The following is a 13,681-nucleotide window of genomic DNA, read 5'->3' on the forward strand; positions in this document are numbered from 1 at the left end:
TCGCGTTGCTTGGACATCGGCTAGAAGCGATCGACGGAGTCCCATCATGAGCCCCTCTCATCTGCGGCGAGCCTTAACGGCGGGTCTGATGGCCGCTTTCGTCTCGGTGGTCCCGGCGCGCGCCGAGACCCTGGACAAGGTCACCTTCGGCACCAATTGGGTCGCCGAGGCCGAGCATGGCGGCTTTTTCCAGGCCGTCGCCGACGGCACTTACAAGAAATACGGCCTCGACGTCACCATCGTTCCCGGTGGTCCCAACGAAAACAACCGGATGCTCCTGATCGCCGGCAAGATCGATTTCTTCATGGCCGCGAACACGCTGATGTCGTTCGACGCGGTCGCCAACAACGTCCCGGTCGTCACGATCGCCGCGGTGTTCCAGAAGGATCCGCAGGTGATGCTGACGCAGCCCGATGCCAAGGTCACCAAGATCGAGGACCTCAAGCCGCTGACGCTGTTCGTCTCCAAGGAGGGCATGACCAGCTATTTCCAATGGCTGAAGTCCGAATACGGTTTCAGCGAGAAGAACGTTCGCCCCTACAATTTCAATCCGCAGCCCTTCATCGCCAATCCCAAGAGCGCGATGCAGGGCTACGTCACCTCCGAGCCCTTCGCGGTCGAGAAGGCCGCCGGCTTCAAGCCCAACGTGCTGCTGCTCGCCGATTACGGCTTCAACACCTATTCGACCCTGATCGAGAGCCGCCGCGACGTGGTCGAGAAGAAGCCCGACCTGGTGCAGCGCTTTGTCGATGCCTCCATGGTCGGCTGGTACAATTACATCTACCGCGACAATTCCGCGGGCAACGCCATGATCAAGAAGCTCAATCCGGAAATGACCGACGAGCTGCTCGCCTATTCTGTCGCCAAGATGAAGGAGTACGGCATCGTCGATTCCGGCGATTCGCTGAAGAACGGCATCGGCGCGATGAGCGACGAGCGCTACACCTCCTTCTTCAACAAGATGGTGAAGGCGGGCGTGGTGAAGGCGGACCTCGATTTCCGCAAATCCTATACGCTGCGCTTCGTCAACAAGGGCGTCGGCGCCGAGCTGCGCCCGAGCAAGCCGTAGCGCAAGGCCGATGTCATCAGTCCAAACGTCGGCGGGGGTCGAGGCCGGCCTGACGGCCCTGGCTGTCAGCCTGCGCGGCGTGACAAAGACCTATGATAACGGCGTGCTGGCGCTCGGCCCGCTCGATCTTGCGGTGCGCAAGGGCGAGTTCATCTCGCTGCTGGGCCCCTCAGGCTGCGGCAAATCCACCGCGCTGCGGTTGATTGCCGAGCTCAGCGCGCCGTCGTCCGGAATCGTGAGGCTGGCGCGTCGCGAGGGCAAGGTGCAGCCAAGTCTTGTTCAACCAGGTCATGGCATCGGCTTCGTGTTTCAGGAACCGACCCTGATGCCCTGGACCAGCGTGCGCGAGAACGTGCGATTGCCGCTGAAGCTCGCAGGCGTTCCGAAGGCGGAAGCGCGCGCGCGTGCCGACGAGGCGCTGGCAAGCGTCGGGCTTGCCGATTTCGCCGACGCCTTTCCGCGCGAGCTCTCCGGCGGCATGAAGATGCGGGTGTCGCTGGCGCGCGCGCTCGTCACCGACCCTGATATCCTCCTGATGGATGAGCCGTTCGCGGCGCTCGACGAAATCACGCGCTTCCGCCTCAACGACGATTTGCTCGCGCTATGGCGCCGGCTTGGTAAGACCGTCATCTTTGTCACGCATTCGGTGTTCGAATCCGTCTATCTGTCGCAGCGCGTGGTGGTCATGACGGCGCGGCCGGGCCGCATCCAGGCCGACTTCCGCATCGAGACGGTCGAGCCGCGTGGCGAGGAGTTTCGCACTTCAGTCGCCTATTCCGATTATTGCCGGAAAGTGTCGGCGGCGCTGGCGCCGTCCTATGCGGGGCAGTCGACGCTATGAACGCGCAAGCTTCCGTCACTGCGAAGCCGTCCGGCGCAAAACGCGCGGTGCGCTTCGTGCTGCCGGTCATCGTGTTCGCGGCGGGACTTCTCGCCTGGGAGCTCGTGGTCCGCATCAAGGACATCCCGCCTTACGTGCTGCCGGCGCCCTCCGTCATATTCGTGACACTGATCAAGGATTGGTCGGTGCTGTCACAATCGCTCGCCGCGACGCTGCTGACCACGCTTGAAGGTTTTGTCGCGGCCAGTATCGGCGGCATCGCGCTGGCGCTGCTGTTCAACCAGTCCAAATGGGTGGAAGCATCGCTGTTCCCCTATGCCGTGGTGCTTCAGGTCACGCCTGTCATCGCGATCGCGCCGCTGCTGCTGATCTATCTGGAGCAGCAGACCGCGGTCGTGGTCTGCGCCTTCATCGTCGCCTTTTTCCCGGTGCTGTCGAACACCACGCTCGGGCTCAATTCGGTCGATCGCAACCTCGCGGGCCTGTTCCAGCTCTATGGCGCCTCGCCGCAGCAGACCCTGCGCTTTCTCAAGCTGCCGGCGGCGCTGCCTTATATTCTCGGCGGCCTGCGCATTGCCGGCGGCCTGTCGCTGATCGGCGCGGTCGTGGCCGAGATTGCGGCGGGAACGGCCGGGGCCGGCTCCGGGCTCGCCTACAGGATCGCAGAATCCGGCTACCGCTTGAACATACCCCGCATGTTCGCAGCGCTGCTGCTGTTGTCGCTGGCCGGGATTGTCATCTATGGGGTGCTGGCGCTAGTTTCCCACCTCGTTTTACGGCGCTGGCACGAGAGCGCGCTTGGAAAGGACAACTGATGACCACCGGTTCGATTTCGTCCGAAAAGATCGACCTCCTGATTTATGGGCCGGTCCGGCCGATCCTCGAGAACGGGTTTTCCGATCATTTCGTCGTGCACAAGGCCGAGACGCGGGGCGATCTCGAGCGGCTGACGCCGGCAATCCGCGAAAAGATCCGCGGCGTCGCAGTGACCTATCACACCGTGCGTGCCGACAAGAGTTCCCTGTCGCAATTGCCCAAGATCGAGATGGTGGCGAGCTTCGGCGTCGGCTACGACCACGTCGATGCCAAATACGCCGCCGAGCACAACATCATCGTCACCAATACGCCCGATGTGCTGACCGAGGAGGTCGCCGACGTCGCGATGGGCCTTCTGATCTCCACGGTGCGTGAGTTCATCAAGGCCGACCGTTATGTGCGCTCCGGTCTCTGGCAGACCCAGAACTATCCGCTCAGCGTCGGCTCGCTGCGCGACCGCAAGGTCGGCATCGTCGGCATGGGCCGGATCGGACAGGCGATCGCACGGCGGCTCGATGCCTCGCTGGTGCCGGTGGTCTATCACACCCGCAATCCGTCCAAGGACGTCGCCTACAAGCATTACCCCGACCTGATCGAGATGGCGAAGGCAGTGGACACGCTGATGGTGATCGTGCCCGGTGGCGCCAGCACCAACAAGATGATCAACGCCGAGGTGCTGAAGGCGCTCGGTTCGCGCGGTGTGCTGGTCAACGTCGCGCGCGGCTCGGTGATCGACGAACCGGCGCTGGTCCAGGCGCTCAAGTCCGGCACCATCCTTGCCGCCGGCCTCGATGTGTTCGCGGCCGAGCCGAACGTGCCGGACGAGCTCAAGACCATGCAGAACGTCGTGCTGCTGCCGCATATCGGCTCGGCCTCGGTGGTGACGCGCAACGCGATGGATCAGCTCGTGGTCGACAATCTCAAGGCCTGGTTCTCAGGCAAGGCGCCATTGACGCCGGTTGCGGAAACGCCGTTTAGGGGACGCTGATGGGAGGTCTTCGGGTCCTAGCATCTGTGATCGCGGCATGCGTTGCCGCGATCGGCATCGCGCAGGCGCAGGATACGACGACCCTGAAGAAGGAGATGCCCGGGCAGTGGGAGCTCTCGACCACTGAGCGCAGCAAGACCTGCGTCGTCACGCTCAAGGCGGACGCCGCCGCTCAAGGCTTCAAGCTCGAGCTGGAGCCGGCCTGCAAGGCCGCGCTGCCTTTCACCAAGGACATCGTCGCCTGGAGCGTCAGGGGTCTCGACATCGTCCGCTTGCAGGATTCGAGTGGTGAAGCCGTGATCGACTTCACCGAGGTCGAGGCCGGCATCTTCGAGGGCCTGCGGCAGGGCGAGGGCGTCTACATCCTGCAGGACCTTGCCGCCGCCCGCTCGATGGCAAAGTCGATGGACCAGATGATCGGCGACTGGTCGATCGTGCGCGGCAACGGCCAGCCGGTCTGCGGGCTGACGCTGACCAACACGGAAGCCGGGCCGGACAATTTCCAGGTCTTCCTCAAGCCGAAATGCGATGCGGCGATCGCGCAGTTCAACCCGACGCAATGGCGGCTCGACCGCGGCCAGATCATCCTGCTGTCGAAGGCCGGTGAGGCCTGGCAGTTCGAGGCCGACGACAACGCGCAATGGCGGCGCGTCCCCGATACCGCCGATCCCCTGATCATGCTGCGTCAGTAGCGTTCGCCCGGCCTCGCAATTTTCCCGTTGCTGATGTCGATCCGGCGCTGGCTGGATCGTCATCCCAATAGCGAGCTGATTTCGCGGCCGAACTGGCCGCGTCTCGCCTCAACAGGAGTTTTGCATGCGTTTCATGTACATCGTTACTTCCCCGAAGCCCCTGGCAGGGCCGTCCCCGGCGCTGGCGGAGGCGATGCAAAGGATCTCCGAACGGGAGATCAAGGCCGGCCGGATGCTCGACAATGGCGGCCTGATGCCGCTTGCGACGGGCGCGCGGGTGTATGTCGCGGACGGCGAGCTCAGCGTCATCGACGGCCCGTTCGTGGAGGCCAAGGAGGTGATCGGCGGCTATGCCATTTTCGAATTGCGCGACAAGGACGAGGCCCTGGCGATGGCCAAGGAATTCATGCAGTTGCACCTCGACCACATGCCGGGCTGGGAAGGCACCTGCGAATTGCGGGCATTCGCGACGCCGGGCGTGGACGTGGCCTGTGAGGTCAACGCGCGTGCAGGGGTCGCCGCCCACGCCTGATGGACAACTCCGCTCGTCTCCTTCGGCGGCGATGACGGCCGCCGACACCGACATCGATCGTGTCATCCGCGCCACCTGGCGCGTCGTGCAGCCGCGGCTGATAGCCACGCTGTCGCGGATGCTGCGCGACGTGCCGCTGGCGGAAGAGCTGACCCAGGACGCGCTGGTTGCGGCGCTGGAATCCTGGCCCATCGTCGGCGTGCCCGAAAATCCCGGCGCCTGGCTCATGACCGCTGCCAGGCGCCGCGCGCTTGATCATTTGCGCCGCGGCAAGATGCTCGCGGAGAAGCACGACATGCTGGCGCGGGACATGTTGCAGGAGCAGGCGACCGTGCCGGATTTCGATGCCGCGCTCGACGACGACATCGGCGACGAATTGTTGCGGCTGATCTTCACGGCCTGTCATCCGATCCTGTCGCGCGAAGCCCGCGCGGCGCTGGCGCTACGCATGATCTGCGGCTTGACCACATCGGAGATTGCGCGCGCCTACCTCGTGCCGGAAGCAACGATCTCGCAGCGCATCGTCCGCGCCAAGCGAACGCTGTCGGAATCCGGCCTCGCCTACGAGACCCCGAGCGGCGAAGCTCTGTCGGAGCGTCTCGCCTCGGTGCTGGAGGTTGTCTATCTGATCTTCAACGAGGGCTATCTCGCGGCGCGGGGAGAGGAATGGTTGCGGCCGCAGCTCTGTGACGAGGCGTTGCGCATGGGCCGGGTGCTCGTCGGTCTGGCGCCGGACGAGCCGGAAGTTCACGGCCTCATCGCCCTGATGGACCTGAATGCTTCGCGTGCGCGTGCGCGCACCGATGCGAATGGTGATCCCATTCTGCTGATGGACCAGGATCGCACGCTCTGGGATCAATTGCAGATTCGTCACGGCCTGCGGTCGCTCGAACGTGCCTGCGAGCTCGGCGGCGCCGGAGGATTTTACGCGCTTCAGGCCGCAATCGCGGCGTGTCATGCCACGGCGGCGGATTCTGCTGCAGGCACGGACTGGCGGCGCATCGCGCAGCTCTATGCCGCGTTGGCGCTTCTGGTGCGCTCGCCGGTCATCGAGCTCAATCGCGCGGTCGCGGTCGGCATGGCGGAAGGATCGCAAGCCGGGCTCGACGTGCTGGACGCAATCGCCGTCGAGCCGGCGCTGACGGCCTATCATCATCTGCCGGCGGTTCGTGGCGACTTCCTGCAAAAGCTCGGGCGCCTCGCAGAGGCGCTGCTGGCGTTCGAAGCTGCCGCTACTCTTGCGACCAATGGGCGTGAGCGCGCGCTGATGCAGCGTCGCGCCGCGGCGCTGCGCGACCAGTGTCTCTAGGTCGTCGGCCTGGGCGGCGGCGCGGTGCCTTGGGCCCACTTCTCCATCTTGCCGAGTATGCCCCAGGCCGTGAGCGCCAGCGAGATCGGCATCGCGAACTGGCCGAGGCCCGGCACCGCCGACACGAGCGTCCCGAGCAACCCGGCAATGCCTCCCGCGTTGGGGCTCGCCGTCACCGACGAGAGCAGCGCCGTGATCAGCGAGCCGCCGATGCCGAGCGCAGTCTTCTTGCCGTCGAGCATCTTGCCGATGGTATCGCCGAGCGCGCCATTGACCTGGCCGAGGACAGGCTTGCCGTCCCGGTTGAGCAAGGTGCCGAGCAGGTCGACGACCTGCTTCAACTGGTCGACGGGAGCGGTGCTGGTCGGGGTGAGGGGGCCTGGCATGGGGGCTGTCTTGTTGACGAGGGAGAAGAGCCGTTCGAACAGGCTGATCGGATCATTGGTGGCGGGCAGTGTATTGCCCGATGTAGTCGTTGCCGGCGTCACACCGCCGACCGGCGGCCGCAGCAATTGCGCGAGGTCCTCGAGCCGCTTCATGATCCGGGACACATCGCCGGTCGGTCCGGTGGGGGCCGACTGCGTCGCGCGCGTGAGGGCGGCGACCGTGGCGCCGTCGAGAAGTCCGGTATCTCTCAGGCCGTTCTGCTGCTGAAATTGCGAGACCGCGGTTCTGGTCTTCGGTCCGCTGATGCCGTCCTCGGCGAGCGGCGGATTGGCGCCGAGCTTGTTGAGCGCCTGCTGCATGAGAACGATCGTCGACGCCGCGTCGTCTTCCGGCTCCGCGCGGCTCGCGAATTGCGGGCTGTCGTCGAGGGTGATCGAGGAATCCAGCGACATCATGGCATGCAGGATTACCGCGGTGCCGAGCTGGGAATCGACGTGGTTCGAATCGAACACGTGATCGCGAACGAATTTGCCGGCCCTTGCCTCGGGCGGGCCATACAGCGTCGAACCGCCATAGAGATAGGGCGAATTGCAGCCCTTGGCGTGATAGCCGAAGCCGTTGAACGCTTCGAGCCGGAACAGAATCCGCGCGATCCCCCAGTCGTGAGCGCCGACGAAATTCTCGATCCTGAAGGCGTCTACGGCGCCGTCCACGAACGTGGCAAACGGACCGCGCCCCTTCGGAACGAGCGCCGTCACGCGATGAAGCGTTTCGCCGTTGCCGAGATAGGTGTCGAAATCGAAATTGGACTCGCGGTAATGGCAGAGGGCAGCGAAATGCCAGGGGACGCCGGTCAACCGTTCGATCTGCTGATAGGTCGCCTTGCCGTTGATGGCCTTGCGCGCGACCGCATTCGCGTCGGACAGGCGCGAAGGCCGGATCTCGAGATTGGACCAATTGCGCTCGTATTCGCTTTTCAAACTCTCGAATGAAATCATTTTCCGCTCCCACAATGAATGAACTATCGCAACTCCGCGTCAGACGAAGTGAACCAGGTGCCGTGATCAGGGCGTGAGGCCAGCGTGATCTCCCGCAAGTCTGGCAGGCCGCCGCGGCGCCGCGTGTGAAGTGGGTTACAACCTCGCCGGGAAAATGAGCGGCAGGACCGGGATCAGGGCGGCCGCCCGCGAGGGAACCGGCAGGGCCGCTGCCCCGTTAGCGACGCGAGACAGTCCGGCCAAGGAGCCCTGCATGACCACGCGCGTCCTCGCGATCGGCATCGAACCCGGCAATGCGGACTACAGCGCATTCCCGCAGCTCACGCCGGAGCTCGTGCGCAACTATATCGATGCGCAGCTGCTGCGCCTGCGCGATCTCGGTTACGAGGTCACGAGTTGCCTGATCGATCTCGATGCCGCGGCGGAAGCCGCCGTCACGGCGGCGTTGCGCGAGGAGAATTTCGACTGCATCGTGATCGGCGCGGGGCTGCGCGAGCCGAAGGAGCGCCTGCTGCTGTTCGAGAAGGTGCTCAACCTCGTCCACCGCCTGGCGCCGGATGCGGCGATCTGCTTCAACACCACGCCGGCCGACACCGCCGAGGCCGTGCAGCGCTGGGTCGATGCATGAGATGAAGCATCCGGCCGCGCGGCGCACGCGGCATGGCCTGAGCCGCCTTCGAGCCGAGCCTCCGACGCCATCGCGAGACGTGCCGGGTCCCGGCATGGTGATTTTTCTGGTCCGAATCCGGTTGCGGCGCTATGACTCGTCTGACCACAGGGGAGGGCGAGCATGCTTCGAGGTCTTCGCATTGGAAGTTTCGCTATCGCGGCATGTCTGGCGGTCGTAATCGCGATGCCGGCTCATGAAGCGGCGGCGCAGGACGCAATTGGCGGTGCCATCCTCGGCGGCGTCGGTGGAGCGATCGTGGGTGGCGCCATCGGCGGAGGCCGCGGAGCCGCCATCGGCGCTGTCGTCGGTGCCGGCACGGGCGCCGCGATCGCCTCCGAGGGCGAACGCCGCCGCTCCGGCTATTACGCCTATCAGCGCGGCTGCTACATGCAGCGCCGGGACGGCTCCTATGTCCCGGTCGATCCGCGATATTGTTACTAGATCAACCGCATCCCGCGCAAACTCGCATGCCCGCTCTTGCCCACGATGATGTGGTCGTGGACGGCGATGCCGAGCGGCTTGGCGATGTCGATGATCGCCTTGGTCATCTGGATGTCGGCCTGCGAGGGCGAGGGATCGCCTGAGGGGTGGTTGTGCACCAGGATCAGCGCGGTCGCGGATAATTCCAACGCGCGCTTGATCACCTCGCGCGGATAGACCGGGGTGTGATCGACGGTGCCGGTCTGCTGCACCTCGTCGGCGATGAGCTGGTTGCGCTTGTCGAGGAACAGCAGGCGAAACTGCTCCTTCTCGGCAAACGCCATGCTGGTGCGGCAATAGTCGATCACCTCGTTCCAGGACGACAGCGCGTTGCGGCTGTTGACCCCGCCCTTGGCGACGCGGTGCGCCGCCGCCGCGAGCAGCTTGAGCTGGTGGATCGCGGATTCGCCGACGCCGTCCACCTCGCGCAGGCGCGCCACCGGCGCGTGCACGACCTCGGCAAACGAGCCAAAGGTCTTGATCAGCGACTTCGCCAGCGGCTTGGTGTCACGCCGCGGCAGTGCCGGAAACAGCGCCATCTCCAGCAGCTCGTAGTCGCTGAGCGCGTCCGCACCCGCGCTGTAGAAGCGCTCGCGCAGCCGTTCGCGATGGCCGAGATAGTGCGGCGGCGCGTCCTCCGGCTTGCTCTTGTCATGGTCGGTCTTGGCGGGCATCGGCCGCCAGCATTGCTGCGGGTAATCGTTTTTGCAACCGTCAATTGCGCCTGCGGCGCGCTGGTCCCGACAGCTGGCCCAGAAGATGGTGGCTCAGCCTATCGGCTTCTTGGCGCTGTGCGCCGGCGGGGACACCGTAATCGCCACCACGCCGACAAGAATGAGCGCCATGCCGGCAAGGCTGGACCAGCTGAAGTGCTCGCCGAGCCATACGGTGCCGAGCGCCACGGCAAAGCCCGCACGCAGGTAGCTCCCACTGGTCGTGCCAAGCGGGCCGAGCATGCGGATCAAGCGGAAGTAGATCACCATCGCAAGGGCCGTACAGACAATCGCGAGCGTGATGACCGCTGCGATCGCGCTCGCGGGCGGTGGCGGGAGGGTCCAGGGCCGTTCGATGGCGGTGGCCGCGGGCAGCATCAGCGCTGCGGCGCAACTCATGGCGCCGGCCGCGGTGACGATTGCGGGCAGGCCCGAGAAGCGTTGTCCCCATATCGGTGCGAGCGCGTAGCAGAGGCTCGCGCACAGCACGGCCGCCTGCGCCAGCGGTGCCGTCGTGCCGATCCCCGAGAGCGCGTCGGCGCCCATGGTTAGGGCAACGCCCGCAAGCCCGAGCGCGATGCCGATGATCTTCCGGCTACTCATGGCTTGCCGCCCCGGCCCGGTCATCAACGCGATCGCGAGCACGAACATCGGCGGGGTCGCATTGAGCACGCCGGCAAGACCGCTTGCGATATGCATCTCGCCCCAACTGATCAGGGTGAACGGCAAGGCGCTTTGCAGCAGCCCTTGCACGAAGAAAGCCGCCCATACCGATCCACGGCCGGGAAGGGCGTGTCCCTGCGCGCGAGCGACCGCAATCAGGAGAATGGCCGCGATCGTCACACGCGCGGCAACCATCGTGAAGGGCGGGATCGTCGGGACCGCGACCTTGATCAGCGTGAACGAGCTGCCCCAGATCAGCGAGAGCAGCAGCAGAAGCCCGATATCGAGCGCGAGAGTGGTTTGTTCTGTCGTGTGTTGCGCCTGCGGGCTCATGCGAATCTGCTCCGGGATGGACCGGGACCATGATCCGGCGCGGCGGCGCAGGCTGGCTGGATTCGGACCTCATCGCCCGACCGAGTCCGATTTCGGCTACTCGGCGTGCAGCGCGGGCATTATTGTCGCGCAATGGCGACAGGTTCGGAACATCGGCAGACGCTGCCACCGCATCTCGACTGGGACACTTGCGATCGCGCGCGCCTCGCGCGTGCGCGCGCATTCGACGGCCTGTTCTTTTCGGGTGTCCGCTCGACGCGGATCTACTGCCGGCCGGTCTGCCCGGTTCGCCCCGCGCGCTCCGAAAACGTCACCTTCTATCCGACCGCCGCCGCCGCCGAACGTGCCGGCTTTCGCCCGTGTCTGCGCTGCCGGCCGGAAACCGCGCCGGGGTCGCCGGCCTGGATGGGAACGGCGAGCACCGTTGCGCGCGGCGTGCGCCTGATCAATGAAGGTTTCCTGGATCGTGCATCCATGGCGGAGCTTGCAGAAGCCCTTGGCGTTGGGCCGCGCCATCTGCTCCGCCTGTTCATGCGCCATGCCGGGGCGAGCCCGAGCGAGATCGCGGCGACGCGGCGCGTGCAGGAAGCCAAGCGCCTGATCGACCAGACCAGCATGACATTGGCGGAGATCGCCTTCGCCGCAGGCTTCGGCAGCGTTCGCAGATTCAACGATGCCTTTGCCGCGACCTACAAGCGGCGGCCGTCGTCGTTCCGCCGGCCGCGATAAGCGCGCGGTGGGATCACCCGATCTGCTTCTCGCCGTGCCGCTCCGACAGCGTGAAAATCTCGACGCCGGTGGCGGTAACGCCCACCGAATGCTCGAACTGCGCCGACAGCGAGCGGTCACGGGTCACGGCGGTCCAGCCGTCGGAGAGGATCTTCACATGCGGCTTGCCGAGATTGATCATCGGCTCGATGGTGAAGAACATGCCGGGCTTGAGCTGCACGCCTTCGCCGGGCCGGCCGATATGGATGATGTTCGGCTCGTCGTGGAACATGCGCCCGAGGCCATGGCCGCAGAAATCGCGCACCACGCTCATGGCCTGCGGCTCGACGAAACTCTGGATGGCGTGGCCGATGTCGCCGGTGGTGGCGCCGGGCTTCACTGCGGCGATGCCGCGCATCATCGCCTCATAGGTCACCTCGATCAGCCGCTCCGCCTTGCGCGCGATCGGGCCGACCGCATACATCCGGCTGGAATCGCCGTACCAGCCGTCGACGATGAAGGTGACGTCGATGTTGACGATGTCGCCCTCTTTCAGCGGACGGTCGCCAGGCATGCCGTGGCAGACCACGTGGTTGAGCGAGGTGCAGGTCGAATAGCGGTAGCCGCGATACATCAGCGTCGCCGGATAGGCATTGTTGCTGAAGGCGAAGTCGCGGACGAACTGGTCGATGCGCTCGGTCGGAACGCCGGGCCCGACGATGTCGGTGAGCTCGTCGAGGCACTTCGCCACCAGCGCGCCCGCCTTGCGCATGCCGGCAAAGGCGCTTGGCCCATGCAGCTTGATCTGTCCGGTCTTGCGCAGGGAGGTATCGGAGGCTTCGACGTAGCTCATGCGGGCGCAATCTTCTGAGGTGGGCTCGATATCGGCGGAAAGGCTTGATTTCGCGCCCCAATTTAATGATTGCGCGCCTTCATGCAAGTCAGGCCTGCCTGCCTTGCGCCCCTAAGCTGGCCTAATTCGGGACTTCCATGATGGTTTCCACCGGCAGGGCACCGCCGCGGACGCGGATTTCGCGGACCGGGTAGGGAACCCGGATGCCCTCGCGCTTGAAGGCGTCCCACAGCGCCAGCATCACGTCGCTCTTGACGTTGTCCATGCCGTCGGGGTCGGCGATCCAGAAGGTCAGCGAGAACTTCATCCCGGCTTCCGCGAACTCGGTCAGGATGCAATTCGGCGGCTTGCCCTTCTGGGCGCGCGGATGCGCGGCCGCGGTCTCGGCGGCGAGCTTGCAGACCAGCCGCGGGTCCGCGTCGTAATTGGTGCCGAAGGCGATCTTCACCAGCGTGTTCTTGTCGGTGTAGGTCCAGTTGACGACCTTCTGCGTCACCAGATCCTCGTTCGGCACCAGGAATTCGCGGCCATCGCCCGCGGCGACGGAAATATAGCGCGTCTTCATCGCGCTGATTCGCCCGGTGTTGTCGCCGATGGTGACGAGATCGCCGGGCTTCACCGATTTGTCAGCGAGCAGGATGATCCCCGAGATGAAATTGGCGACGATCTTCTGCAGGCCGATGCCGATGCCGACGCCGACCGCGCCGGAGAACACCGCGAGCGCCGAGAGATCGATGCCGACCGTGCCGAGCGCGATCACGATCGCGACCGCAAGCAGGCCGATGCGGATGATCTTGACCAGCAGCACCTGTACCGACGGGGTCAGATCGGTGGTCGAGTTGATCCGGCTCTCGGCGAAATTGCTGGCGATGTTGGTGAGCCAGAGCGCGATGAGCAGCAGCGCGCCGGCCTTGATCACCAGCAGCGGTGTCAGCCGCAGCCCGCCGAGCACGATGGCGAAGGAATCGAGCAGGTCGACCGTCGCATCGAGCTGGCCGAGGATCGAGAGCGCCGCGACGAACCAGGCCGTGATCGACACCAGCTTGACGATGAAGGCGTTGCGCAGCACCGAGGTCACCAGCCGGACCGCGAGCCAGGCCAGGCCGAGCTTGGCGGCGACCATCAGCAGATAGGAGCGGCTCGGCCAGGTGGCGTGGTACATGACCACGCGCGAGATGATCACGAGCAGGGTGAACACCGCCGTCGAGGCGCTGGAGACCATCACCCGGGCGAAGTGCCGGAGCGGCAGCGGCCAGCGCATCGCCAGCGAGGTGATGTCGACCCGGCTGCGAACGGCGGCTTCGGCGGCATAGGCGATGCCGGCCGCGGCCAGAATGAGCCCGAACTGCAGGTAGAACCAGGGCGAGGAGATTTCGGCCCCGACGCTGCGCGCGGTGGTCTGCACGAACTCCATGAAGTCTTTGAGGTCCATGTCTATCGGTCTCGTCGGGGAGCGGCGGGAGGCATTGATTCGAGCGCGCCGGAGAATCCCACAAAGGGCCCGGCCGGGCCACCGATACACCGCTAAGTAAAGCGCGTTAAGGCCGCAAAATGCGGGCAGATTGCCGCGAGCGGGAGAAAATGGGTTGGCGTGGGAGTCCGCCGACGATAAGGATGCAATTCCAGCGA

At 65.2% G+C, this 13,681-nt stretch carries 15 protein-coding genes; 10 read left to right on the top strand and 5 right to left on the bottom strand.

What is annotated here, in order from left to right; all coding sequences use genetic code 11:
• Positions 1-46 precede the first annotated feature (46 nt).
• The 7 genes from FXB41_RS02120 (at position 47) to FXB41_RS02150 (ending at position 6,247) form a co-directional block, all read left to right on the top strand.
• On the top strand, positions 47-1,069 hold the full coding sequence (locus tag FXB41_RS02120) for an ABC transporter substrate-binding protein (protein WP_007597806.1): 1,023 nt from the start codon (positions 47-49) through the stop codon (positions 1,067-1,069).
• A gap of 10 nt (positions 1,070-1,079) precedes the next feature.
• Positions 1,080-1,910, top strand: a complete 831-nt coding sequence (locus tag FXB41_RS02125) for an ABC transporter ATP-binding protein (RefSeq protein ID WP_007597804.1) — start codon at positions 1,080-1,082, stop codon at positions 1,908-1,910.
• Positions 1,907-2,725, top strand: a complete 819-nt coding sequence (locus tag FXB41_RS02130; protein ID WP_007597800.1) for an ABC transporter permease — start codon at positions 1,907-1,909, stop codon at positions 2,723-2,725. The genes FXB41_RS02125 and FXB41_RS02130 overlap by 4 nt, the downstream gene beginning before the upstream one ends.
• Entirely contained in the window at positions 2,725-3,714 is a 990-nt protein-coding gene (locus FXB41_RS02135; RefSeq protein ID WP_219679119.1) for a 2-hydroxyacid dehydrogenase, read from the top strand. Before FXB41_RS02130 ends, FXB41_RS02135 begins: the two co-directional genes overlap by 1 nt.
• On the top strand, positions 3,714-4,406 hold the full coding sequence (locus FXB41_RS02140) for an AprI/Inh family metalloprotease inhibitor (RefSeq protein WP_007597798.1): 693 nt from the start codon (positions 3,714-3,716) through the stop codon (positions 4,404-4,406). The genes FXB41_RS02135 and FXB41_RS02140 overlap by 1 nt, the downstream gene beginning before the upstream one ends.
• A gap of 124 nt (positions 4,407-4,530) precedes the next feature.
• Positions 4,531-4,938 (top strand): YciI family protein, encoded by a 408-nt coding sequence (locus tag FXB41_RS02145; protein ID WP_007597797.1) that lies wholly within the window; start codon positions 4,531-4,533, stop codon positions 4,936-4,938.
• 31 nt (positions 4,939-4,969) lie between these two features.
• Positions 4,970-6,247, top strand: coding sequence for an RNA polymerase sigma factor (locus FXB41_RS02150; protein WP_219679122.1), 1,278 nt, complete (start codon positions 4,970-4,972; stop codon positions 6,245-6,247).
• Here the strand turns inward: FXB41_RS02150 and FXB41_RS02155 are convergent.
• Complete coding sequence (locus FXB41_RS02155; protein ID WP_007597795.1) at positions 6,244-7,632, bottom strand: peptidoglycan-binding protein; 1,389 nt, start codon at positions 7,630-7,632, stop codon at positions 6,244-6,246. The genes FXB41_RS02150 and FXB41_RS02155 overlap by 4 nt on opposite strands.
• Before the next feature lie 253 nt (positions 7,633-7,885).
• Here FXB41_RS02155 and FXB41_RS02160 point away from each other — a divergent pair, with 253 nt between their 5' ends.
• Both FXB41_RS02160 and FXB41_RS02165 read left to right on the top strand, forming a co-directional pair.
• Positions 7,886-8,260 (top strand): hypothetical protein, encoded by a 375-nt coding sequence (locus tag FXB41_RS02160; RefSeq protein WP_219679124.1) that lies wholly within the window; start codon positions 7,886-7,888, stop codon positions 8,258-8,260.
• Positions 8,261-8,422: 162 nt separating this feature from the next.
• Positions 8,423-8,743 (top strand): YMGG-like glycine zipper-containing protein, encoded by a 321-nt coding sequence (locus tag FXB41_RS02165; RefSeq protein WP_007597793.1) that lies wholly within the window; start codon positions 8,423-8,425, stop codon positions 8,741-8,743.
• Here the strand turns inward: FXB41_RS02165 and radC are convergent.
• Both radC and FXB41_RS02175 read right to left on the bottom strand, forming a co-directional pair.
• Positions 8,740-9,456: a RadC family protein gene (radC, locus tag FXB41_RS02170; protein WP_007597792.1), complete on the bottom strand. Its 717-nt coding sequence runs from the start codon at positions 9,454-9,456 to the stop codon at positions 8,740-8,742. The two genes, FXB41_RS02165 and radC, sit on opposite strands and share 4 nt — an antisense overlap.
• A gap of 93 nt (positions 9,457-9,549) precedes the next feature.
• Positions 9,550-10,491 (bottom strand): DMT family transporter, encoded by a 942-nt coding sequence (locus tag FXB41_RS02175; RefSeq protein ID WP_219679125.1) that lies wholly within the window; start codon positions 10,489-10,491, stop codon positions 9,550-9,552.
• Positions 10,492-10,623: 132 nt separating this feature from the next.
• On the opposite strand from FXB41_RS02175, the gene FXB41_RS02180 reads away from it, so the two are divergent.
• Positions 10,624-11,220 (top strand): bifunctional transcriptional activator/DNA repair enzyme AdaA, encoded by a 597-nt coding sequence (locus FXB41_RS02180; protein WP_007597788.1) that lies wholly within the window; start codon positions 10,624-10,626, stop codon positions 11,218-11,220.
• Between the two features lie 13 nt (positions 11,221-11,233).
• Here FXB41_RS02180 and map read toward each other — a convergent pair whose 3' ends face one another.
• Positions 11,234-12,052 carry a type I methionyl aminopeptidase gene (gene map, locus FXB41_RS02185; RefSeq protein ID WP_007597786.1) on the bottom strand — a complete coding sequence of 273 codons (819 nt, stop codon included), beginning with the start codon at positions 12,050-12,052 and terminating at the stop codon, positions 11,234-11,236.
• Between the two features lie 121 nt (positions 12,053-12,173).
• Positions 12,174-13,490 (bottom strand): mechanosensitive ion channel family protein, encoded by a 1,317-nt coding sequence (locus tag FXB41_RS02190; protein ID WP_219679179.1) that lies wholly within the window; start codon positions 13,488-13,490, stop codon positions 12,174-12,176.
• Positions 13,491-13,681 lie beyond the last annotated feature (191 nt).

Source organism: Bradyrhizobium canariense, assembly GCF_019402665.1.
In the GTDB taxonomy this organism is placed as follows: Bacteria; Pseudomonadota; Alphaproteobacteria; order Rhizobiales; family Xanthobacteraceae; genus Bradyrhizobium; species Bradyrhizobium canariense.